Annotated in this window: 21 protein-coding genes and 1 tRNA gene; 5 read left to right on the top strand and 17 right to left on the bottom strand. The window is 34.3% G+C overall.

The features are described 5' to 3' along the window. Nucleotides 1–188: 188 nt before the first annotated feature. From RBH94_RS09385 to RBH94_RS09365, 5 genes are all read right to left on the bottom strand, one after another. On the bottom strand, nt 189–983 hold the full coding sequence (locus RBH94_RS09385; protein WP_307880671.1) for an SDR family oxidoreductase: 795 nt from the start codon (nt 981–983) through the stop codon (nt 189–191). Beyond that, a complete protein-coding gene (locus tag RBH94_RS09380) occupies nt 980–1,963 on the bottom strand; it encodes an NAD-dependent epimerase/dehydratase family protein (RefSeq protein ID WP_307880670.1) in 984 nt (327 codons plus the stop codon). The genes RBH94_RS09385 and RBH94_RS09380 overlap by 4 nt, the downstream gene beginning before the upstream one ends. Continuing rightward, nucleotides 1,960–2,637 carry a type II CAAX prenyl endopeptidase Rce1 family protein gene (locus tag RBH94_RS09375; protein WP_307880669.1) on the bottom strand — a complete coding sequence of 226 codons (678 nt, stop codon included), beginning with the start codon at nt 2,635–2,637 and terminating at the stop codon, nt 1,960–1,962. The genes RBH94_RS09380 and RBH94_RS09375 overlap by 4 nt, the downstream gene beginning before the upstream one ends. Then, a complete protein-coding gene (locus tag RBH94_RS09370; protein ID WP_307880668.1) occupies nt 2,634–3,326 on the bottom strand; it encodes a DUF6134 family protein in 693 nt (230 codons plus the stop codon). Before RBH94_RS09370 ends, RBH94_RS09375 begins: the two co-directional genes overlap by 4 nt. Nucleotides 3,327–3,449: 123 nt before the next feature. Next, nucleotides 3,450–4,634 (bottom strand): AraC family transcriptional regulator, encoded by a 1,185-nt coding sequence (locus tag RBH94_RS09365; RefSeq protein WP_307880667.1) that lies wholly within the window; start codon nt 4,632–4,634, stop codon nt 3,450–3,452. 589 nt (nt 4,635–5,223) lie between these two features. Between RBH94_RS09365 and RBH94_RS09360 the strand changes: the two genes are divergently transcribed. The 4 genes from RBH94_RS09360 (at nt 5,224) to rpe (ending at nt 8,527) form a co-directional block, all read left to right on the top strand. Then, nucleotides 5,224–6,222: a hypothetical protein gene (locus RBH94_RS09360; protein ID WP_307880666.1), complete on the top strand. Its 999-nt coding sequence runs from the start codon at nt 5,224–5,226 to the stop codon at nt 6,220–6,222. A gap of 64 nt (nt 6,223–6,286) precedes the next feature. Next, on the top strand, nt 6,287–6,661 hold the full coding sequence (locus tag RBH94_RS09355; protein ID WP_307880665.1) for a hypothetical protein: 375 nt from the start codon (nt 6,287–6,289) through the stop codon (nt 6,659–6,661). Nucleotides 6,662–6,826: 165 nt separating this feature from the next. Further along, complete coding sequence (locus RBH94_RS09350; protein ID WP_034041378.1) at nt 6,827–7,690, top strand: RNA polymerase sigma factor RpoD/SigA; 864 nt, start codon at nt 6,827–6,829, stop codon at nt 7,688–7,690. 174 nt (nt 7,691–7,864) lie between these two features. After that, the gene (rpe, locus tag RBH94_RS09345; RefSeq protein WP_307880664.1) at nt 7,865–8,527 is read left to right on the top strand and encodes a ribulose-phosphate 3-epimerase; all 663 of its coding nucleotides are present in this window, start codon (nt 7,865–7,867) and stop codon (nt 8,525–8,527) included. On the opposite strand, the gene RBH94_RS09340 is transcribed toward rpe, so the two are convergent. The 4 genes from RBH94_RS09340 to RBH94_RS09325 form a co-directional block, all read right to left on the bottom strand. Continuing rightward, nucleotides 8,524–8,940 (bottom strand): CBS domain-containing protein, encoded by a 417-nt coding sequence (locus RBH94_RS09340; protein ID WP_241739559.1) that lies wholly within the window; start codon nt 8,938–8,940, stop codon nt 8,524–8,526. The genes rpe and RBH94_RS09340 overlap by 4 nt on opposite strands. 60 nt (nt 8,941–9,000) lie before the next feature. After that, nucleotides 9,001–9,420 (bottom strand): CBS domain-containing protein, encoded by a 420-nt coding sequence (locus tag RBH94_RS09335; protein WP_307880663.1) that lies wholly within the window; start codon nt 9,418–9,420, stop codon nt 9,001–9,003. Between the two features lie 75 nt (nt 9,421–9,495). Next, nucleotides 9,496–10,347 carry a zinc-dependent peptidase gene (locus RBH94_RS09330; protein WP_307880662.1) on the bottom strand — a complete coding sequence of 284 codons (852 nt, stop codon included), beginning with the start codon at nt 10,345–10,347 and terminating at the stop codon, nt 9,496–9,498. Between the two features lie 269 nt (nt 10,348–10,616). Beyond that, nucleotides 10,617–11,066, bottom strand: a complete 450-nt coding sequence (locus RBH94_RS09325; RefSeq protein WP_307880661.1) for an Hsp20/alpha crystallin family protein — start codon at nt 11,064–11,066, stop codon at nt 10,617–10,619. A gap of 199 nt (nt 11,067–11,265) precedes the next feature. Between RBH94_RS09325 and deoD the strand changes: the two genes are divergently transcribed. After that, nucleotides 11,266–11,964, top strand: a complete 699-nt coding sequence (gene deoD / locus RBH94_RS09320) for a purine-nucleoside phosphorylase (protein WP_307880660.1) — start codon at nt 11,266–11,268, stop codon at nt 11,962–11,964. A 158-nt stretch (nt 11,965–12,122) separates the two neighbouring features. On the opposite strand, the gene RBH94_RS09315 is transcribed toward deoD, so the two are convergent. The 8 genes from RBH94_RS09315 to RBH94_RS09280 form a co-directional block, all read right to left on the bottom strand. Further along, nucleotides 12,123–12,196 (bottom strand) — tRNA-Arg (locus RBH94_RS09315). A gap of 27 nt (nt 12,197–12,223) precedes the next feature. After that, nucleotides 12,224–12,673, bottom strand: a complete 450-nt coding sequence (locus tag RBH94_RS09310) for a GatB/YqeY domain-containing protein (protein WP_307880659.1) — start codon at nt 12,671–12,673, stop codon at nt 12,224–12,226. Between the two features lie 132 nt (nt 12,674–12,805). Beyond that, nucleotides 12,806–14,770 (bottom strand): cell division protein FtsZ, encoded by a 1,965-nt coding sequence (gene ftsZ / locus RBH94_RS09305; RefSeq protein ID WP_307880658.1) that lies wholly within the window; start codon nt 14,768–14,770, stop codon nt 12,806–12,808. 141 nt (nt 14,771–14,911) lie between these two features. Continuing rightward, nucleotides 14,912–16,255 (bottom strand): cell division protein FtsA, encoded by a 1,344-nt coding sequence (ftsA, locus tag RBH94_RS09300; RefSeq protein ID WP_307880657.1) that lies wholly within the window; start codon nt 16,253–16,255, stop codon nt 14,912–14,914. A gap of 3 nt (nt 16,256–16,258) precedes the next feature. Further along, on the bottom strand, nt 16,259–16,951 hold the full coding sequence (locus tag RBH94_RS09295; RefSeq protein WP_307880656.1) for a cell division protein FtsQ/DivIB: 693 nt from the start codon (nt 16,949–16,951) through the stop codon (nt 16,259–16,261). 16 nt (nt 16,952–16,967) lie between these two features. Then, nucleotides 16,968–18,320 (bottom strand): UDP-N-acetylmuramate--L-alanine ligase, encoded by a 1,353-nt coding sequence (gene murC, locus RBH94_RS09290; RefSeq protein ID WP_307880655.1) that lies wholly within the window; start codon nt 18,318–18,320, stop codon nt 16,968–16,970. Next, nucleotides 18,321–19,430 (bottom strand): undecaprenyldiphospho-muramoylpentapeptide beta-N-acetylglucosaminyltransferase, encoded by a 1,110-nt coding sequence (gene murG, locus RBH94_RS09285; protein WP_307880654.1) that lies wholly within the window; start codon nt 19,428–19,430, stop codon nt 18,321–18,323. Between the two features lie 13 nt (nt 19,431–19,443). Further along, entirely contained in the window at nt 19,444–20,646 is a 1,203-nt protein-coding gene (locus RBH94_RS09280) for an FtsW/RodA/SpoVE family cell cycle protein (protein ID WP_307880653.1), read from the bottom strand. Nucleotides 20,647–20,654 lie beyond the last annotated feature (8 nt).

The following is a 20,654-nucleotide window of genomic DNA, read 5'->3' as shown; positions in this document are numbered from 1 at the left end:
CGACAACTAATAAGTATTGAGCAAAAAACAAACAATACTATATTTAGCAGTTGGCTAATTCGGTACGTCTTTATTATATAGGATTCTTTCATAATTCTGAATTTGGATTTCGATAAAGCAAATTTCGAAATTGCATTAAAATGAATATCCTAAAATCCTGTATATAGATAATTCAGGACATATTTGATTTAAGTCACTTGCGGAATTTTTTTTATTTCTCTTTCTGCCAATTTATCCTTTATAAATTCCGGCAATAACTTATCTAAAAACATGAGACATTTATTTATAAAGCCAGGTATTACCACTTTTTTTGCCTTTAACATTGCTTCTATAGCTATAATTGCAGCTTCTTCTGGGTTTAAAATCGACTTTCGACTTATCCATCCCATCAACCTATTTTGATAACATAACCTGGTAGTTGTATTTAATCCGCCCGGACAAATAGTCGTTACAGATATATTATCATGTTTCAATTCTTTTCTCAGGCTTCTTGAAAAGGATGTTAAATAAGCTTTTGTGCCTCCATAAACCTGTTTTGTGGGTAAAGCAAAAAAGCTAGCCATACTGCTTATGTTTAATATTCCGGCTGGACCATTTGACTTTAAATTGCTTAAGAGTAATCGAATCAATAAGGTTGGAGTCATTACATTAACATCGATTTGCTTTAAAATGTATTTTTCGCTTAATCCCGAAAATTCACCACGGCTTAAAACACCTGCGTTATTCACTAAATATTTTACTTGTAAACCATTTACCTCGATATACCTTAAAATATCGTAACAACTAACACTAAGACTCAGATCTAATTCTAAATAACACACTTTAACATTAAAGTGTAGTTCTATAAATTTTGATAATTTCTTTAATCCCGAATCCGGTAAAGCCACCAAAATTAAATTCATTCCTCTTTTTGCAAACTCTAAGGCCATGGATTTTCCATACCCCTGACTTGCTCCTGTAATTAATGTATAATATGTTTTCATGATACTGGTTTTAAATATTTTATTGTTCTCTTCAGTCCCTTTTCTATAGGTGTCACTGTATATTTCAGATCTCTTCTGGCTTTATTAGAAACAGATTGCCGATTAATGAACAATGTCTCTAAAACTTTAGGAGATAAACCGGATTTTCCTTGGATGTTACCTAAAAAGCTACTCATAGCCAAACAGGTCTTAACCAGCCAATAATTAAACGTCACTATTTTAATTTTACTTTTGGTGAGCGTTTTTATCTTTTTAAATAATTTTCTATAACTTATATTATCGCCGCCTATGATATATTTCTCATTAGCTACATTCCGCTTCATTGCTTTAATATGTGCCTTTACAACATCTTTGATGTAAACATAATTAGACATCACTTCTATTCTATTAGGCACAAACAAAACATTCTTTTTTGCTATGAGTTCTATTAAACGATTAACACCGTTGGAAAAAGTTTTAACTCCAGGTCCGTAAACCTTGGAAACATTCAGAATAACATATGGTAAACCAAGTTTAGAATAGCCTTTAATCTTTTCTTCGGCCATACATTTAGTAAGCTCATAATCGTTAGCATATGAAGCTAATCGTGGCTGTTCTTCGGTTATTGAAATATCTTTATAAGAAGGACCAAATACCGACAAGCTACTGGTAAACACAAACTTTTTAACTCCTTGATTAAGTGCTGCAGCTAATACATTTTCAGTTCCTACCACATTCGTTTCAAAAAAACTATTGATGCTTTTACATTTTAGATTAGTGAATGCAGCACAATGAAACACATATTCGCAATCTTTAATAGCTTTATTTAGAGAAGACTTATCACAAATATCTCCTTTAAATAGAACTATTTTTTCGTGTAACGGAACTTTTGGCGAATGAATATCTCGACACAATGCGTGTACAGTAATATGTTTTTTAGCCAAAGCCAAAGCCAATTCATGACCTATATAACCTGTTGATCCTGTAACTAAAACTTTCATAACGTTGATTGGTTTTTAAAGGTTAAATGATAAAAAATAGAAATCTCATAAACTGCCGATAATGCAATATGCAGCAGAAACGCATACCAAATACTACCTGTGTAGTAACTAAAGACACATAACAAAACCCCAAAAGGAATAGCCCCTAACATTTCACGTTTTGAATCGAAGGCATGGATAAGCACATAAAAAAAAGTAACATATAAAATAGATAAGTTTAAACCATACGATTCTAAAAAGAAGAAAAACATAATACCTCTAAAAAAGAATTCGTAACACAGTAAAAAAACAAACCTGATTGCAAAATAACCTCGTGCATTCGATAGTTGATAGAAGCTTACAGCATCACTATCATTCAGCTTATAATTTTTGCCAACAGCCATACACGCTGTAAACACACATAAAAAACAAGCCAGCAAAAACCCTACTAAAACGTGTAAATTGAATGCTCCTACCGAACAAATAAGTTGTCTCATTTCAGAAAAAACAGCAAATGGCAACACTCCGAATAATAAAATACCCAAAACATGCTTTAAGTTTAATAGCTTCAGCCCATTTGTAATATTTAACGAAGACTGCAGATTATTAACGCCAAGTCGATTAAAAACTATGCTTATTAGAAAATAAGCTGTAAAACTAACACCAAGCACCCATATGGTTAATTGAAAATTCATGACAGCACTGGTATTAGAGTTACACTAAACAGTTTACTTACTGCATCTATTTTTACACATTTTCCATTCTTATAATGAAATACGTTATACTTTCCTTTATCAAAATCTACCAGATAACACCCTTTGTTTATGGATTTAATCTTTAATTCCTTTTTTAAATTATCGCAATATATCTTCTCTATTGTTTTAGGTTCCTCAAAATAAAGTGTAATTAAGTTTCGAGTGAGTTCTTCAAATTTTAATCGTTGTTTCTCATTGTTGTGAAACAGAATATATCGATCATCTTTTCGAACCACTTTATGATCTGCTTTCACCTTACCATTTACTTTTCGGTACACCGAAGAATACATCAATATCCCATTTTCATAAATTGATTTTTCAGCACACGACACATTAACTTTAACTAGAAATTTAACTTCAACATGGCTTTCCAAAGAATATGTAGTAATATGGTTCTCTACTTGTTTTTCAATGTTTATAAAACCTATTGTTGTATTGTTCTTCACGATCTTATATGAAACAGATTCAGAAGAATTACCTGAATTGAAAGGAAAAGCGGAGCTTACTATAAAAAAGAAAAGAATGGACTTTATTTTAAGTACTATTTCTCTGAATTTACTAAAATCTAATGAAGTATTTGCGCCATACCTCATTCTTCTTACTAGATATAAAATTAATGCTGGTATCATGACTCATAGTTTTATGATTATTTTCTAATCGTAAAATTATAACCACGCTTTAAATTGAATATCCGATAAACTCTATACTATAAAATATGGGATGTCCAACGATAATTCAGGACATAAGAAAATCTAATATTGACTTCTGTAAATAGTGGGAGTTACTGAGGTAAATTTTTTAAATGCTGAATAAAATGTAGATTTTGAATTAAACCCGCATTCCAAGCCAATAGCAACAATGGTATATTCACTAAATTCGTCGTTCGACAAAAATTTCTTGGCTTGCTTCACCCGAAGTGAATTAATAAAATCTGAAAAATTGTAGTCGCTGTAAGAATTGATAAGTTTTGAGAAATAGCTTTTACTCATATTTAAATCTGAAGCCACTGACTCCATACTTAAAAGCGGATTTAAGAACAATTTATTCTTTACAATATAACCTTTAACTTTATTGAAATCAGCCTGATGTTTTTCATTGAAAAAATCGTCACATTCTTCACTTCCATTTTGACTAACTGATTTTGTTAAAATATCATCATTCGCCAGTTTTGATCGCAAAGAGATTCGATCACTCACCACAGTATATTTATAAAATCCCTGATACCCCAACCAATACAATAAAACCGAAGTACAAAAATTTAATGGCAAATAGGCCGTTCTTTGTCCTGTTGTAATATGAAACAGTAAAGCCAAACCCCATAGTCCTATATTCAAAATACCTAAACGGACAAACCACTTTATCCAGTTTAAATCATCGTAAGACACAATGTAATTTAACAGATGATGCTTCTTAAAAATTATCAAACAGGCATTGACAAACATAAAAAGCGAATACCCCAAATTGATTATATTTTCAACAAAAAACCATTTGGTAATTAGAGGTGAATCTTCTTCAAGGTAAGGATTAAAGTCGTATACTATTATTCCTAATCGAACAACCACCTCTGAAATAAAAATTATAATGGTAGGCTTTATATATTTATTGACTTTATCTTCAATCTTAAAATAATGCACCGTAAATGCATAAAACATAGGAACTATAAAAATATGCCACGGCACTTCAAAATTGTTAAGAAAAAATCTAATCGCTGAATGCTCGTCAAATATTCCCCAACCTACTAATACCTCTAAGTAACCCTTATACCTCAACCATGCCTGTAAATTATTTAATGAGATGGATAGAACTATTAAATTTAAAAACACCACTGTGGGATTGAATTTCTTTTTCACACCAAAGGTTACAAGATTAAACCCGAAACCTTGCAGCACTCCTGCCAAAAGCAAAAAGTTTATTAAAGAAATTAAGCTCTCATTCATAAAAGATTAAACTTAATTAATGCGTCCTAATTTATTAGAAAGCAAAAGCTATTTCGTATTACACTAAGATAAAAAATTATTTACTTCAGATTTTATCTAAATCTCACAAAAACAACATATACACATCTAACAATCGACAAAAAAAACACATATTACGACTATTAAACATTTAAAAAATGGGAGGAAATTTTGCTAGTCAGGTTTGCTTATTAACCTTTTGAATGACTTAAAATGGAAACCCTGGTAGAACTATTATTACTGCTATTTTCCCTGCAATGTTTATTTAAAACAATAAAGTATAAATAAACATTCAAAGCGCTATCAATTAAATTCACACAACGATAAAACTTGGATTTCGATTTTGAATTCATCATTTAAGAAAAAATTAGATTAAAAATGCAGAATTAAATAACAAACAAATTGATGAACATAAAGACACTTTGCTTTTACTTATTCTTTTTAACGACTTACATTAACATAAAATTAAACCATACAATTCACAAAACATTTACACATTAGGCGTAAAGCTCATTTATTTTTTGTAATTTATGCAAAACCTAATACCAACCTACTTGCAATTTTTTAAAAAATGCAAGAATTATTTATTCAATCTTTAAAGGATAAGTTTGAAAACCCAACATCCTTTGCACATGAGATAGCAGAAATACTCGACATCGGCTATGATGCTGCTTACCGGCGTATAAACTTAAAAACAAACCTTACGCTAGAGGAAAGTGTTAAGCTAGCAAAACACTATAACATCTCATTAAACAAGCTTTTCGAAATTGGAAATAAAAATTCTATTGTCACAGAATTATCTTCACCGATTAACGATGTTCAAGGATTAGAACAATGGATAAAAGAATCGACAAAACATGTTATTGCCGTAAAAAAAGTAAAAAATGCCCAGTTTATTTATTCCAGTAAAGATATCCCGGTTTTCCACACACTAACCAATTCTCTACTTACCAGATACAAAATGTATGTTTGGCTAAAAGACCTAAATATAGAAATGACTAAAAGTAAAATTACTTTTGATGATTGGGTAAAAACCATTCCTTCATCCTTATTGAAGAGTGCTTTTGAATTGGGTGAAATTTACAATCATACCAATGTTATTGAACTCTGGAGCGATAACACTGTTAACGGATCGATTCAGCAAGTACTCTATTATTTCGAAGCTGGTTTAGTTTCAAAAGAATCCGCATTGCAAATATGTGACGATATCCATGATGTTATTACGCTTGTTGAAAACAAAACTATTAATCAAAGCATTAATGGTCAGAATAATTCTCTTTCTTTTATGCTTTACAAATGTGATTTACAGTCTTTATCGAACACCATAATGGTCATTACTCCTTACGGAAAAGTATTTTTTTCTCCATTTACAGTTTTAAGCTACTTTAAAGTTGAACATAAAGAAACATGCGACATGATGCATGAATTTTTACAAAAACTCATGTCCAACTCAAAACTTTTAACCACCGCCGGAGAACGGGACAGAACCCTTTTCTTTAAAAAAGTCTATCAAAAAATTTCTATCGCCAAAGAGCGCATAAATATGGGTGACAAAATGTTATACATATAACAAAAATTCGTTAAACCCTTTCGCTAATTTTTATTTAACACTCATTTTCATTAACTTACGAATTATGATTTACGAAGACAAAGCAAAATATTCAGACATTCTAAAAAATTCTATTAATTATTTAGAAAACCATGGCTTTGAAAATATCAAAGCAGACATTGACGGTTACGAAACCCCTAAATCCTACACAAAATCTGGCAGTGGCATTTCCATAACCCCAGATGTTGTAGCGACTAAAGAGGGTCGAAAGTATTATTTTGATATTAGTTTAAAATCAGAAAAACCAAAGTTATTGAAATCCAAATGGATTTTCCTGAACACATTAAGTGCCATGAAATCTTCCAGATTTAGGTTAATTACTGCACGCGGGCATTATGCATTCACCCAAGAAATGCTTGATTCCATTAACCTTAACAGCAAAACTTTAATAAAAATTTAATTTACCGGAACCTACTTATAATGTGTGACTTCCATACAGTTTCAGTGTCATATAAATAGGACAAAAAAAAGAATTTCATAATTTTTGTAACATTTTTTTGTCTTATTACGTATAACTATATACAAAAGTAATATTCATATAATTATTTACAGGAGCACTTTTTAAATGAGACAACTTAAAATTACGAAGCAGGTTACCAATAGAGAAACAGCTTCGCTAGATAAGTATTTACAAGAAATTGGTAAAGTTGACTTAATTACAGCCGACGAAGAAGTAGAATTAGCACAACGCATTAAGGCAGGAGATCAAATCGCTTTAGAAAAATTAACAAAAGCTAATTTACGTTTCGTTGTATCGGTAGCTAAACAATACCAAAACCAAGGTTTAACCCTTCCCGATTTAATTAACGAAGGTAACCTGGGGTTAATTAAAGCCGCTCAACGTTTCGATGAAACGCGTGGTTTTAAATTCATCTCGTATGCTGTTTGGTGGATTCGTCAGTCTATCTTACAAGCATTAGCTGAGCAGTCGCGTATTGTACGTTTGCCTTTAAACAAAATTGGTTCTATTAATAAAATTAATAAGACTTTCGCATTTTTAGAGCAAAGTCATGAGCGCCCGCCAAGTGCTGAAGAAATTGCTAAAGAGTTAGACATGACCATTAATGATGTTAAAGAGTCTATGAAAAACTCAGGACGTCACGTAAGTATGGATGCGCCTTTAGTTGAAGGTGAAGATTCTAACTTATATGATGTATTAAACAGTGGGGAGTCGCCTAACCCAGATAGAGAATTATTACACGAATCGCTTCGTACCGAGATTGAACGTGCTCTGGAAACTTTAACGCCTCGTGAAGCTGATGTAATTCGTCTGTATTTTGGTTTAGGAAACCAACACCCAATGACGCTTGAAGAAATTGGAGAAACCTTCGATTTAACCCGTGAGCGTGTTAGACAAATTAAAGAAAAAGCTATTCGTAGATTAAAACATACGTCTAGAAGTAAAATATTAAAAACATATTTAGGTTAGTAAAGTTTTTACGACTAAGTAAACGTAACAACAGTTACACATAACTGTTCGTTTTTTGATTGATGAAAGAACCCCCGGCTGATTACCGGGGGTTTATTTTTATGCATTCTTTAACCTTTTAGTTACTAGGCTTTTCTATATTTGCAAAAAATTCACAAAAACACACCACACAACATGAGTTCTAAATTAATTGCCCCATCGTTATTAGCTGCAGATTTTGCAAACCTTCAACGCGATATTGAAATGGTTAATCAAAGTGATGCCGATTGGTTCCATATAGATATCATGGATGGTGTTTTTGTTCCAAACATTTCTTTTGGTATGCCTGTTTTAGAAGCTATTGGCAGACATGCTAAAAAAACTTTAGATGTGCACTTAATGATTGTTGATCCAGACCGTTATATTAAAACTTTTGCCGACTTAGGAAGCAATGTATTAACGGTCCACTATGAGGCATGTACACACCTACACCGCACACTTCAAGCCATTAAAGCCGAAGGCATGAAAGCTGGGGTATCCTTAAACCCGCATACTAACGTTAGCCTTTTAGAAGATACCATTAACGATATCGACCTAGTACTTATTATGAGTGTGAACCCTGGTTTTGGTGGCCAAAGTTTTATTGAAAACACCTATGACAAAGTCAAGCAACTTAAAGCTTTAATTGAGCGCAAAGGCGCCTCAACCATTATTGAAATTGATGGTGGTGTAACTAATAAAAACGCCAAAGCATTGGTTGATGCTGGTGCCGATGTTTTAGTTGCAGGCAGCTATGTTTTTAAAAGTGAAACACCTATTGAAACTATTAAAGACTTAAGAGAAATTGCTAACTCTTAATAGTTTTTTAGATAGTATTTCAATAAATCCCTTGTTGTAACAATACCAATTAACATCCCTTCCTCTACAACTGGCAAGGCATGAAAAGCACTATTGGCTAATATAGTAGCAGCCTCTTTTATGGTCGTATCTGCTGTAATGGTTACCACATTTTTGGTCATAACCTGCTCAATGGTATAACTATTATAAACCACTGCGTTAACATCATGTTCATCGGCTGTTGCTTCTGCTAAACTTATTTTTTGAAGATCAGTGAAGCTTAACATACCAATTACAACATCTTTACACACTACAGGGATATGTTTAATACGGTATTTATTAAAAAGCGTTTCAGCTCTTTCTAAATCGTCTGTTCTATTCAGAGCTATGACATTCTCCGTCATAATATCTGATACAGGTATTAAAGCATTCATAGTCTATTAGTTTTTTGGTTATATATTCTGAATGGTTGGTTTTAATTGAAATTAGAACAATCAAAAATGATTAAGCAAATATTTTATCAAATCTGTTGTTGTCACAATGCCCACCAATCTGTTGCTATCAACAACTGGTAAGGCATGAAATTCGTGTTCTGCAAATATTTCAGCCACTTCTTTTATGGTACTTGTTGAAGATACCGTTAAAACGTTTTTAGTCATTACTTGCTTAACTTTAAACATTTTATAGACCAAAATATCGGCATCATCCTGCGAATCTTCGGTTAAATCTGCAAAACTCAATCTTAATATATCGTTATAACTCAACATGCCTCTGACATAAAAACCAGAAACTACAGGAATATGTCTAATATGGTGAGATTTTAAAAGATGCTCTGCTTTATCTAAATTATCATTCTCCTTTAATGTAATAACAGGCGTTGTCATTATCATCGAAACTGGTGTTGTACGTATCATCTTCTTATCTGTTTTTACCTTATAAAATTAGCAAACAACAGCTTAAAGATTCATGACAAAAATCATGTTATAATACTAATATCCTACTATATTAAAATTTAGCATTTGTTTAACCTTTACATAGATCTCAGGAAATTCTAACTGGAAGGTATTAGGAGTTTCAATAAAGTTTTCGATTACCACAGCTAAAAACTCAAACTGGTTAGTAAACGCATATTTTCTAAAGTATCCTGAACTCATTAAACGAGCACGCAAAGCTTCATCATTAACTAATAATTCAGATAATTCTTTAAACGTATCACTGAAGATGGTAGAACTTACATCTCTTTCTTTAATACTATTTATATGTATGGCATGTGTAAGCTCGTGGATTCCTAAATTTAAATTATCATCCGCCGATTTATAACCTTCTTTAAAATCTTCCCACGACACAACCAACGCTTCTAATTTAGGATTAAACTCCCCTTTGTGATAGGCATCATTGGTTTTTGAATAAAACTTGGTTGGATACACTACAATTTTAGATATTAGACCTATATAAAAGTCTCTAAACCCAAAGGTTAACATAACTGCTGTAGCAGAAATTAACACTTTTATTTCATCGTTAATTTCAACTCCAGACCTACCTATAAATTCTTTGTCCTCTATAAAACGGAACACACGATGCTCAAAGTGACGTTTGGATTTATTTGGAAGTTTATTATAAAACGTAAATTGTCGCTCCAATATTAACCGCTGGCTTTTATTCAGGCGTTTTAGATAAAGGTAAACGTGATTATACATTGGCTTTTTGTAGCGCATAACATACGCCATTTCAACCATTTTAAAGATATAGTTAATAATAATCCCTAAAAGGAACACCAATAAAACACCAAGTAGTATAACACTACTTAAATCCATATCTCTTACCAAAACCAGATTGAACATAAAACAATACAATGTATTTGGGGTTACACATGCTAAACTTAATCAAAAAAGTTGGTATATATTTAATCGAATATTTAAAAAAGCCTTACTGCGAACAGTAAGGCAAAAAAAATCGCTATTTGTTACATTACTCTTCCTCTCAATAACAAATAGTTTATAATGTGTAACTAATTATAAAAGCCCTTTCCCATATAAATAAAGTATTAGTTCGACAATTGATTTAAAAAGTTAAGTAGAAAGCCTAAAACAGCTTTCTACTTATTAAGTTGTTAATTAATCTCTACTACCTTTTTAGGAATCTCTTTAATAGGTTCTTTTTTTAAAAGGTTTAATTTTAAAATGCCGTTTTTGTAAGTCGCTTCAATTTCTTTACTAACATCTACAGTTTCTGGAAGTCTTAAAGAGCGTTTAAAAGAATTATAACTAAACTCTTGGCGAGTATAATCATCTTCTTTCTCTTCTTTTTCCATTTTCTTTTCACCACTTACATACAAGACATTGTCTTCAATAGTCACTTCAAAATCTTTTTTATTGAATCCCGGTGCGGCAAATTCAATTTCAAAATCAGTATGATGTTCTTTAACGTTCATAGCTGGCATCAATCCTTCTTCTGCAAAAAAATCTGAATTAAAAAAGTCATCAGAGCTTAAAAAGCTCTTTAAGTCTAAATTATTCCAAGGGAATAATCTGTTTCGGTTGTTAAACTTTGTGAGTGACATGACAATTAATTTTTGATTATTAATTTACTGGTCTAATATAATATTAATGAACCCTTTATAATATGATAAATATCAGTTAAAGGACATTTACCCGAGTAAATTGAATAAAAATTCATGTTGTTAAATAAGCTTTATGATGATTGTCAGTATTTGATTAATCTATTATCGTTAACTTTAAAACTGCATAATTTATGATGAGATGAGTGTACATATTGAAGCCGAAAAAGGCGCCATCGCCGATACTGTTTTATTACCTGGAGACCCATTACGCGCCCAATGGATTGCCAATACCTTTCTAGAGGACGTGGTTTGTTACAATAAAGTTCGGGGCATGCTTGGCTTTACAGGATTTTATAAAGGTAAACGCATCTCAGTTCAAGCCAGCGGTATGGGGGTACCTTCTGCTTTAATTTATTATCACGAACTCATTAACGATTATGAGGTTAAAAACCTGATTCGTGTTGGCACTGCCGGTTCGTACCAAGAACACGTAAAACTTAAAGACATTGTTATTGCCATGTCGGCATCGTCGACCTCTGCCATTAACACATCCAAATTCGGATCGTATACCTATGCACCAACAGCAAGTTATAACCTATTTGAAAAAGCTGTAGATTATGCCAAAACCAATAACATTTCCTTCCATGCCGGAAACATATTAACCGCCGATGTGTTTTATGATGACAATCCAGAATTCTATAAAATCTGGGCCGAATATGGCGTACTTTGTGTAGAGATGGAAACTGCAGGACTTTATAGCATTGCTGCAAAAAACAACGTAAATGCATTAACTGTTTTAACCATTTCAGACTCTCTGGTATCTAAAGAAACAACGAGTGCAAAAGAACGCGAAAGCACGTTTAACAGCATGGTTGATATTGCGTTGAATATTGGTTAAAATAAAAACGCTACATAATTCTATTAAATTATATAGCGTTTTTCAAAATGTGACCACGGAAGATTATATTTCCCAAAATGTTCCGGTTTGAAAATAAAAACAGCTTACTTACAAATTCAAGCAAGCTTGATTTGACGTAGGGTATTTTTATTTATTCGTGACCACGGAGGGATTCAAACCCCCGACCGCTGGAGCCGAAATCCAGTGCTCTATTCAGCTGAGCTACGTGGCCAATTTCTCTTTTACAAAGATTATGCTATTATGCTAACTTTTGTCTAACAATTGTCGATATGGTTTTTCCATCAGCTTTACCTGCCAATTCCTGAGACACAACACCCATTACTTTCCCCATATCTTTCATACCTTCTGCTCCAGTTTCAGCAATAACCTTAACCACAACTTTCTCGATTTCTTCTTCAGATAAAGCTTCCGGTAAGAATTGACTAATCACTTCAGCTTCTGCCAATTCAGGCGCTGCTAAATCCTCACGTCCTTGTTCAACATATATCGCTGCACTGTCTTTACGTTGTTTTACCAACTTTTGAAGCATTTTAAGCTCTTGCTCTTCGGTTAAACCGTCCTGCCCGCCTGCTTCGGTTTGTGCTAATAAAATAGCTGATTTTACTGCTCTTAAAGCCGTTAAAGCCGTTTGATCTTTAGCTTTCATGGCTTCCTTTAACGCCGTCATGATATCTTGTTGTAAACTCATTGGTATATTTTATTTGATTGCGAATATACTAAGAAAAATAGTTTCGTTACCTCATTTAAATGCATAAAAAACCCGTAAAGTTGAGAGAGGGACTTTACGGGATCCATAACATAGAAAGGGTAGTGTACTAAATTAATCTACATTGTCATGTAAAAATGAATTATTACTTCTTAACTGAATATCATCATTATCGTCTAAACCAACGCTAGTTCTTGAGATATTATTAGTTTCCGATGAATGTCTGGCTTCATTTAAATTTACACCTTGACGCTTGTAAGCCGGCACTTTTTCTATATCGTCTATTTTTGCATTATTAAACTTATAGTTAAAGTCTTTCATCTTACGTCTGCGCTCTTCAGCACGCTCTTTTAACATATCTGAAATCGGACTATTCATAGGGTCTATTTCTTCTGCCAAATCAGCTTCTGAAACTTCCTTTTTAACTGTTTTCTTTTCAAAAACCACGTCTTGATCGTAGTCTTCTAAAACATTGGTTTGCTTTTTTGCCTTTGAAGTTTCTGGCTCTGCATAATCTTCTAAAGCATAACGAATATCTCCTTTTTCGTTAGTTTCGTTTACCGGAATAAGCTCTACATAATCATTAACCTGAATTTGTTTTACTTCTTCCTCCAAATCAAATCGCTTAGGTTCTTGCGTTTGTTTTGGTTGCGATTTTTCCTCGTTAGATATCGGTAAATCGAAGGTTAAGGTGATTTGCTTTTCTTCTTCTTCAGCATCAACAACTGGTTCTGGTGTTGACATTCTTGTTACTGGTTTTATAACAAAATCGTCATCCTCTTCAACGTGTCCTTTTACTTCTTCATATTGCACATTGATATTTTTAATAAACTCTGATGTTGGAATGATGTTAAAATCATTATCGGCCCTTTGGTTGGTTTCCGACTTTTTTTCAAAAACAGGTTCCTCTTCTTCCACATCAAAATCTAAAGTATGTCTAACCACTGGTGGTTCTTTCTTCTCTTCCAGCTCAATAACAGGTTCTATAATTACCGGATCTTTAGTTTTAGCGACAGGCTTTTTAGGCTCTGCATCGTCACTTCCTAAAGAGTGCACCACCTTTTTTGTTTCGGTATTAGAAATTTCGTCCTGTTGCTCTACATTAAAACCCGTTGCGATAATAGTTACTGCAATAGATTCTTCTAAAGCGTCGTCTTCACCAACCCCCATAATGATATTGGCACCATGACCAGCTTCATTTTGAATATGATCATTAATTTCTCCAATCTCATCGATAGTAATTTCATGTGAACCCGAAACAATTAATAGTAACACGTTTTTGGCTCCTGTAATTTTATTATCGTTTAATAACGGAGAATCTAAAGCTTTACGAATAGCATCTTGAGCACGGTTTTGTCCAGCAGCTATAGCCGATCCCATAATAGCAGTTCCACTATTACTTAATACGGTTTTAGCATCACGTAAATCGATATTTTGAGTGTAGTGATGTGTAATAACTTCGGCTATACCACGAGCAGCTGTGGATAACACTTCGTCGGCTTTAGAGAACCCGGCTTTAAAGCCTAAGTTTCCGTAAACTTCACGAAGCTTATTATTGTTAATTACGATTAACGAATCGACTACATCTCTTAATTCTTCAACACCCTTTTGCGCCTGTTCGATACGCATTTTTCCTTCGAACTGGAACGGCATAGTAACGATACCTACGGTTAAAATATCTAAATCTTTAGACATTTTTGCAATAATAGGTGCAGCACCTGTACCTGTACCACCGCCCATTCCGGCCGTAATGAAAACCATTTTCGTGTTAGTATCTAACATGGTTGAAATGTCTTCAAAACTTTCTACGGCAGAGTTTTTACCCACCTCAGGGTTGGCACCAGCTCCTAATCCTTCGGTTAAATTAACTCCTAACTGTATTTTATTGGGTACACCACTATTTTGAAGTGCCTGGGCATCGGTATTACAGATGTAAAAGTCTACCCCTTTAATACCTTGTTGGAACATGTGATTGATAGCGTTGCTACCGCCACCGCCAACACCAATAACTTTAATAACATTTGATTGATTTTTTGGTAAATCAAATGCGATGCTTTCGAATTCTTTTTTGCTGCTCATAAATTCTGTTTTACTGGTATAATTTAATTTTTCTTTAATCTATTTTTTTTCCTCGATAATCGAGATTTAAAAATGTCGAGTCTCTGCTCGAGTTCTATATTCATTTACCCCTGAAGGTGCACTACACCTTCAAGAGTTGATTTATTCGGCGTTATCTAAAAAATCTTTAACACGCTCTGTTAACTTATCTAAAAAAGAACGACGTTCTTTTATTGGTTGCGGCTCTATAGGTTCCTGTTGTTCTTCTGTAGATGCCTCTGCTGCATTTTCTGCTACAGGAGTTTCTTCAGCGACAACATCCTCTTGTTGTTCTACACGTCTGCGTTCTTGACGTTTTAACCCGTCTAACACTAGCCCTACCGCCGTAGCAAATAACGGACTTGTAATATCATCATCACTATCGCCAGCTAAATGCTCGTTAGGATACCCAATTCTAGTATCCATTCCTGTTATATATTCTACCAACTGCTTTAAGTGTTTTAACTGAGCGCCTCCACCTGTTAAAACAATACCGGCAATAAGTTTCTTTTTCTGTTCTTCGTGTCCGTAGTTTTTAATTTCTACGTAAACCTGCTCGACAATTTCAACCACTCGAGCATGGATAATTTTCGACAGATTTTTTAAAGTGATTTCCTTTGGTTCACGACCTCGCAACCCAGGAATAGAAACAATCTCGTTGTCTTTATTTTCTCCCGGCCATGCAGAACCAAATTTTATTTTAAGCAATTCAGCTTGCTTTTCAATAATCGAGCACCCTTCCTTAATATCTTCAGTAATCACATTTCCTCCAAAAGGAATAACCGCTGTATGACGTATAATTCCATCTCTGAAAATTGCCAAATCGGTAGTACCACCACCGATATCAATTAGTGCTACTCCCGCTTCTTTTTCTTCCTGACTTAACACCGCATTAGCAGATGCTAAAGGCTCTAAAGTGATCCCTTCAAGATTTAAACCTGAACTTTTTACACAACGCCCAATGTTTCTAATGGAAGACACCTGACCAACAACCACATGGAAATTTGCTTCTAAACGACCGCCATACATTCCGATAGGCTCTTTAATTTCAGCCTGACCATCCACTTTATACTCTTGAGGTAATACGTGAATAATTTCTTCACCCGGAAGCATAACCAATTTATGTACCTGATTAATTAATCGGTCGATATCATCATCGTCGATAACTGTTTCTGAATTTGCGCGCGTGATGTAGTCGCTATGTTGTAAGCTTCGAATATGTTGACCTGCAATACCAACAGTAACATTTTCTATTTTCATACCGGCAGCGGCCTCAGCCTCTTGAACTGCCTGCTGAATAGATTGAATGGTTTGCGTAATGTTATTAACAACGCCACGGTGAACACCCAAACTTTTAGACCTACCAATGCCTAAAATTTCAACTTTACCGTAATCATTTTTACGCCCAATCATGGCCACAATTTTTGTGGTTCCTATGTCTAATCCTACTGCTAAATTATGCTCCATTGCTTAAATTTTGGTACACACTACTTGGTTGTCAAACTGCAAATTGACCTTACTATAATTCTTAAGCGTATGCTCTTTCAAGTTTTTTTGATAGAACGCTTTAAGATTATTAATCTTCTTATCTAAAAATTTAGTATCGCCTAACTGTACTAAAAAGTTGCATTGTCTGAGTTTTAAAAATATCTTCTCGTCTTTGCTTTGATGAATTTCTATAACATGTTTTTCAAGGAAATCATCGGTTGTAATCTTTTTGGCAACGGTATAAACTTCTGCTAAATTATTTTTTTCAATAAAACCAGTAACCAGCGGCACTCGTGCGGAGTAATTACTCGATAAAGGCATGTATTTGCCATCACTATCTATGTAATAAGACGCATTGGTGCTAACTCTTGCAATAGGTGTTTTTTGTTCAACTTCTGCATTAAGTGTTCCGTTTACAGCGAGATACACTTCTGCATTTTTGATCATTGGATTAGATTTTAGGGCATTCTCTAATTCATTCAAATCTAAAGTTTCTTTAGCAACATTTTTAACTTCACCAAAATTTTGTATTAACAATTTACTAACAGTCTCATCTGTAATGTATAAATTGTTTTCGCCAACAAATTTAACGTTAGGCTGCATAACCACTCGAGATGCGTTTCTATTGGATGCAAAAGCAAACAGAAACCCAACCAGTGTGAGTAATACGCCCATTTTTATGTAATTCCAATTAATTTGCAACGCTAAATTCCTTTTTTATTCGTTTTACTTCTTCTCCTATATCACCTGCTCCAATAGTAAGGATAACTTGTGCCTCACTTTTATGGATTTCGGTTAAGAGCTCTGTCTTACTCACTAACTTCTTTTTGTTATTCTCAATTTTTTCTAATAACCACTGGGATGTCACCCCTTCTATTGGCAACTCGCGAGCCGGATAAACATCCAACAATAATAACTCATCAAACTGAGCTAAGCTTGCCGCAAATTCATCAGCAAAATCTCGTGTTCTACTAAATAAATGCGGTTGAAAAACAGCCAGCACTTTTTTGCTTGGATACATCTCTCTTACTGCTTGATGCACCGCATTAATTTCTTCCGGATGATGGGCATAATCGTCAATAAACACTAGATCATTAGTTTTAATCTGATACGTAAATCGACGTTTCACCCCCTTGTAGGATGCTAAAGCTTTGGCGAGCTGCTGGTTAGGGCAACCATATTCTACAGCCATCGCCAAGGCTATTAATGCATTCGACAAATTATGTCTCCCGGGCAGGTTAAATTCTAAATTTTCGAGTACTGTGGTTGGTGTTTTCACATCAAACACATAAGTACCGTTTACTATTTTTATATTTTTTACACTATAATCAGCGTCGTCTTCAATACCGTATGTTATTCCCGAAATAGGCAAACCATTTTTAACAAACAGCTTCCCATTTGATTTAACACGTTTTGAAAAATCTTCAAAAGACTTTTTCAATTCTGATGCATCACCATAAATATCTAAATGATCAGCATCCATAGATGTGATACATGCTAAATCTGGTGACAAGGTTAAAAACGAACGATCAAACTCATCGGCTTCCACAACCGATACTTCAGTTCCGTTTAGGATTAAGTTTGAATTGTAATTCTCACTAATACCTCCTAAAAAAGCGGTAACAGGCACATCGCAAACCTTCATTAAATGCCCCAGAATACTGGTTGTTGTCGTTTTTCCATGCGTTCCTGCAACAGCTAAACAAAATGTGTTTTCTGTAATAACACCAAGTACCTGAGACCGTTTTAACACCTGAAACCCTTCAGTTGTAAAATAGTTTAACTCAGCATGATCTTTAGGTACCGCAGGCGTATACACCACTAAAGTTGTTTCAATATTTTTAAACGTAGCTGGAATATTATCTATAGCATCTTCAAAATGAACAGCCACACCCAAATCCTCAAGACCAGACGTAATATCGGTAGGGGTTTTATCGTACCCTGCAACCGCTTTTCCGTTGGCCACAAAATAGCGCGCCAAAGCACTCATACCGATACCACCGACACCAACAAAATAAACGTTATGTATGCTGTTTAAATTCATTTAACTTTTAACCTTTAGAAGTATTTCAACCTCGTCTGCTATATCTTTTGTAGCATTAACCAATGCTATTTTCTTTATATTTTCTCCAAGTTCCTTCTGCTTTTGCGGTGATGCTACCAGCTGTGAAAATTTATTTTTAAAATCCACTTCCAATTCATCTTCCTTAATAATCATGGCTGCATTGTTGTCTACAATGGCCATGGCATTTTTGGTTTGATGGTCTTCAGCCACATTAGGTGACGGAATAAAAATGACTGGCTTACCAACAATACAAAGTTCTGACACCGAACTTGCTCCTGCGCGCGATATCACAATATCGGCCGCAGCATAAGCAAAATCCATATTATTTAAAAACTCATGCACCTGTACATTCACTGTATTATTATAGATTTTATACTGCTGATAATACAACTTACCACACTGCCAAATCACCTGAACATTTTGTGTATCGAAAAAATCCAACTCCTTTTCGATAAGCTCATTGATGCGTCTTGCTCCTAAACTTCCTCCTAAGACCAGCAAGGTTAACTTTCCTTCTTTCAAGTCGAAAAGCTTTTTAGCCTCTTCGGTTTTCGAATTGATATCCAACAAGCCTTGACGCACCGGATTCCCGGTTTTTATAATTTTATCTGCCGGAAAAAATCGCTCTAACTCATCGTAAGCCACACATATTTTCTGAACGTGTTTTGCCAACAATTTATTGGTGATTCCCGGAAACGAATTTTGCTCCTGTATTAAACTCGGAATACCATTCTGCGATGCCATATACAATAACGGTCCGCTTGCAAAACCTCCCGTACCTATAGCCACATCAGGCTTAAAGGACTTCACTATTTTACGAGCATTGTACAAACTACTCATTAGCTTAAACGGAAACATTAAATTCTTCATCGTTAACTGACGCTGAATTCCAGAAATCCATAGTCCTTCAATTTTATATCCGGCCTGTGGTATTTTTTCCATCTCCATTCTATCTTTTGCACCAACGAATAAAAACTCGGCATCAGGCATACGATGCTTCAATTCATTCGCAATAGCAATTGCAGGATAAATATGTCCTCCTGTTCCTCCACCAGACAATACAATTTTATATGTGTTTTTTGTCGCCACTAATTAATCCTATTTATATCGTTTCAGATAAAATTCCCAACGGATTTTCTTCTTCCGTCAATACTTCTTCTTGTTCTTTTATTTCTTCGCGCTGAGCGCTTACACTTAAAACAATTCCAATAGCGAGACATGTCATCCATATCGAGGTTCCCCCACTACTGATTAACGGCAAGGTTTGTCCTGTAACTGGAAATAATTCTACAGCCACCGCCATGTTTATTAACGCCTGAAATACAATTGGCAAACCAACACCAAGCGCCAGTAACTTACCAAATACTGTATCGGTTTTTTGAGCAACGATAACTATTCTAAATAATAGCCACATATACATCACCATAATAAACACACCTCCAATAGAGCCATATTCTTCTACAATAATCGCAAAAATGAAATCGGATGATGATTGTGGTAAAAAGTTCTTTTGAATACTTTTACCCGGTCCCACACCCTGAATTCCACCAGAAGCAATCGCTATTTTAGCCTTTTCAATTTGATAATCGGCTTCAGTATCTTCATCATTAGAAAAATTCTCAATACGACTCATCCAGGTATCTACACGATTAGGCATCACTCCCGGAAATGCTTTGGCCACCAAAACAAACATAGCTAGTGCCAATATTCCAGAACCAATAATTACCGCCAAATAACGTATAGGATATCCGCCTAAAAACACCAGCATAACCACCATTAAAAATATAATAGCAGCTGTTGATAAATTGGCCGGCAAAATTAATGCTAATACTAAAAATACTGGCGTCCAAAGTGGTAAAATTGATTCCTTAAATGTGATGACTTCATCTTTCATTTTGGACATGTATCGTGCTACATACACCAAAAGCACAACCGCTGCAAAGGTTGATGTTTGAAACGACATTCCCACGATAGGTATTTGAATCCATCTACTTGCATTAGCTCCATCTATAGTTGTACCTTGAAGCATCGTGATTCCTAATAAAACCAGAACAACCGGAATCATAATAAGCGATAACCCTCTAAAATATCGATACGGTATTTTATGCACACCATACATAATGGCAAACCCTAAAAACAGATGCATAAAATGCTTAATAAAAAACGCAAATGTATTGGTACTATCACCTCGATAAGCCAAATTACTGGCAGCACTATACACAGGCAAAAACGATAGTATAGCCATTAAAGCTACTATCGCCCAAATTAATTTATCGCCTTTTATGTTTTTAAATAGTGCCTGCACTTTTTAAC

The sequence above is a fragment of the Aestuariibaculum sp. YM273 genome (assembly GCF_030908365.1).
Lineage (GTDB): Bacteria > Bacteroidota > Bacteroidia > Flavobacteriales > Flavobacteriaceae > Aestuariibaculum > Aestuariibaculum marinum.
The sequence above is the reverse complement of the archived record's forward strand: the minus strand, read 5'-3'. Positions and strand labels throughout refer to the sequence as shown.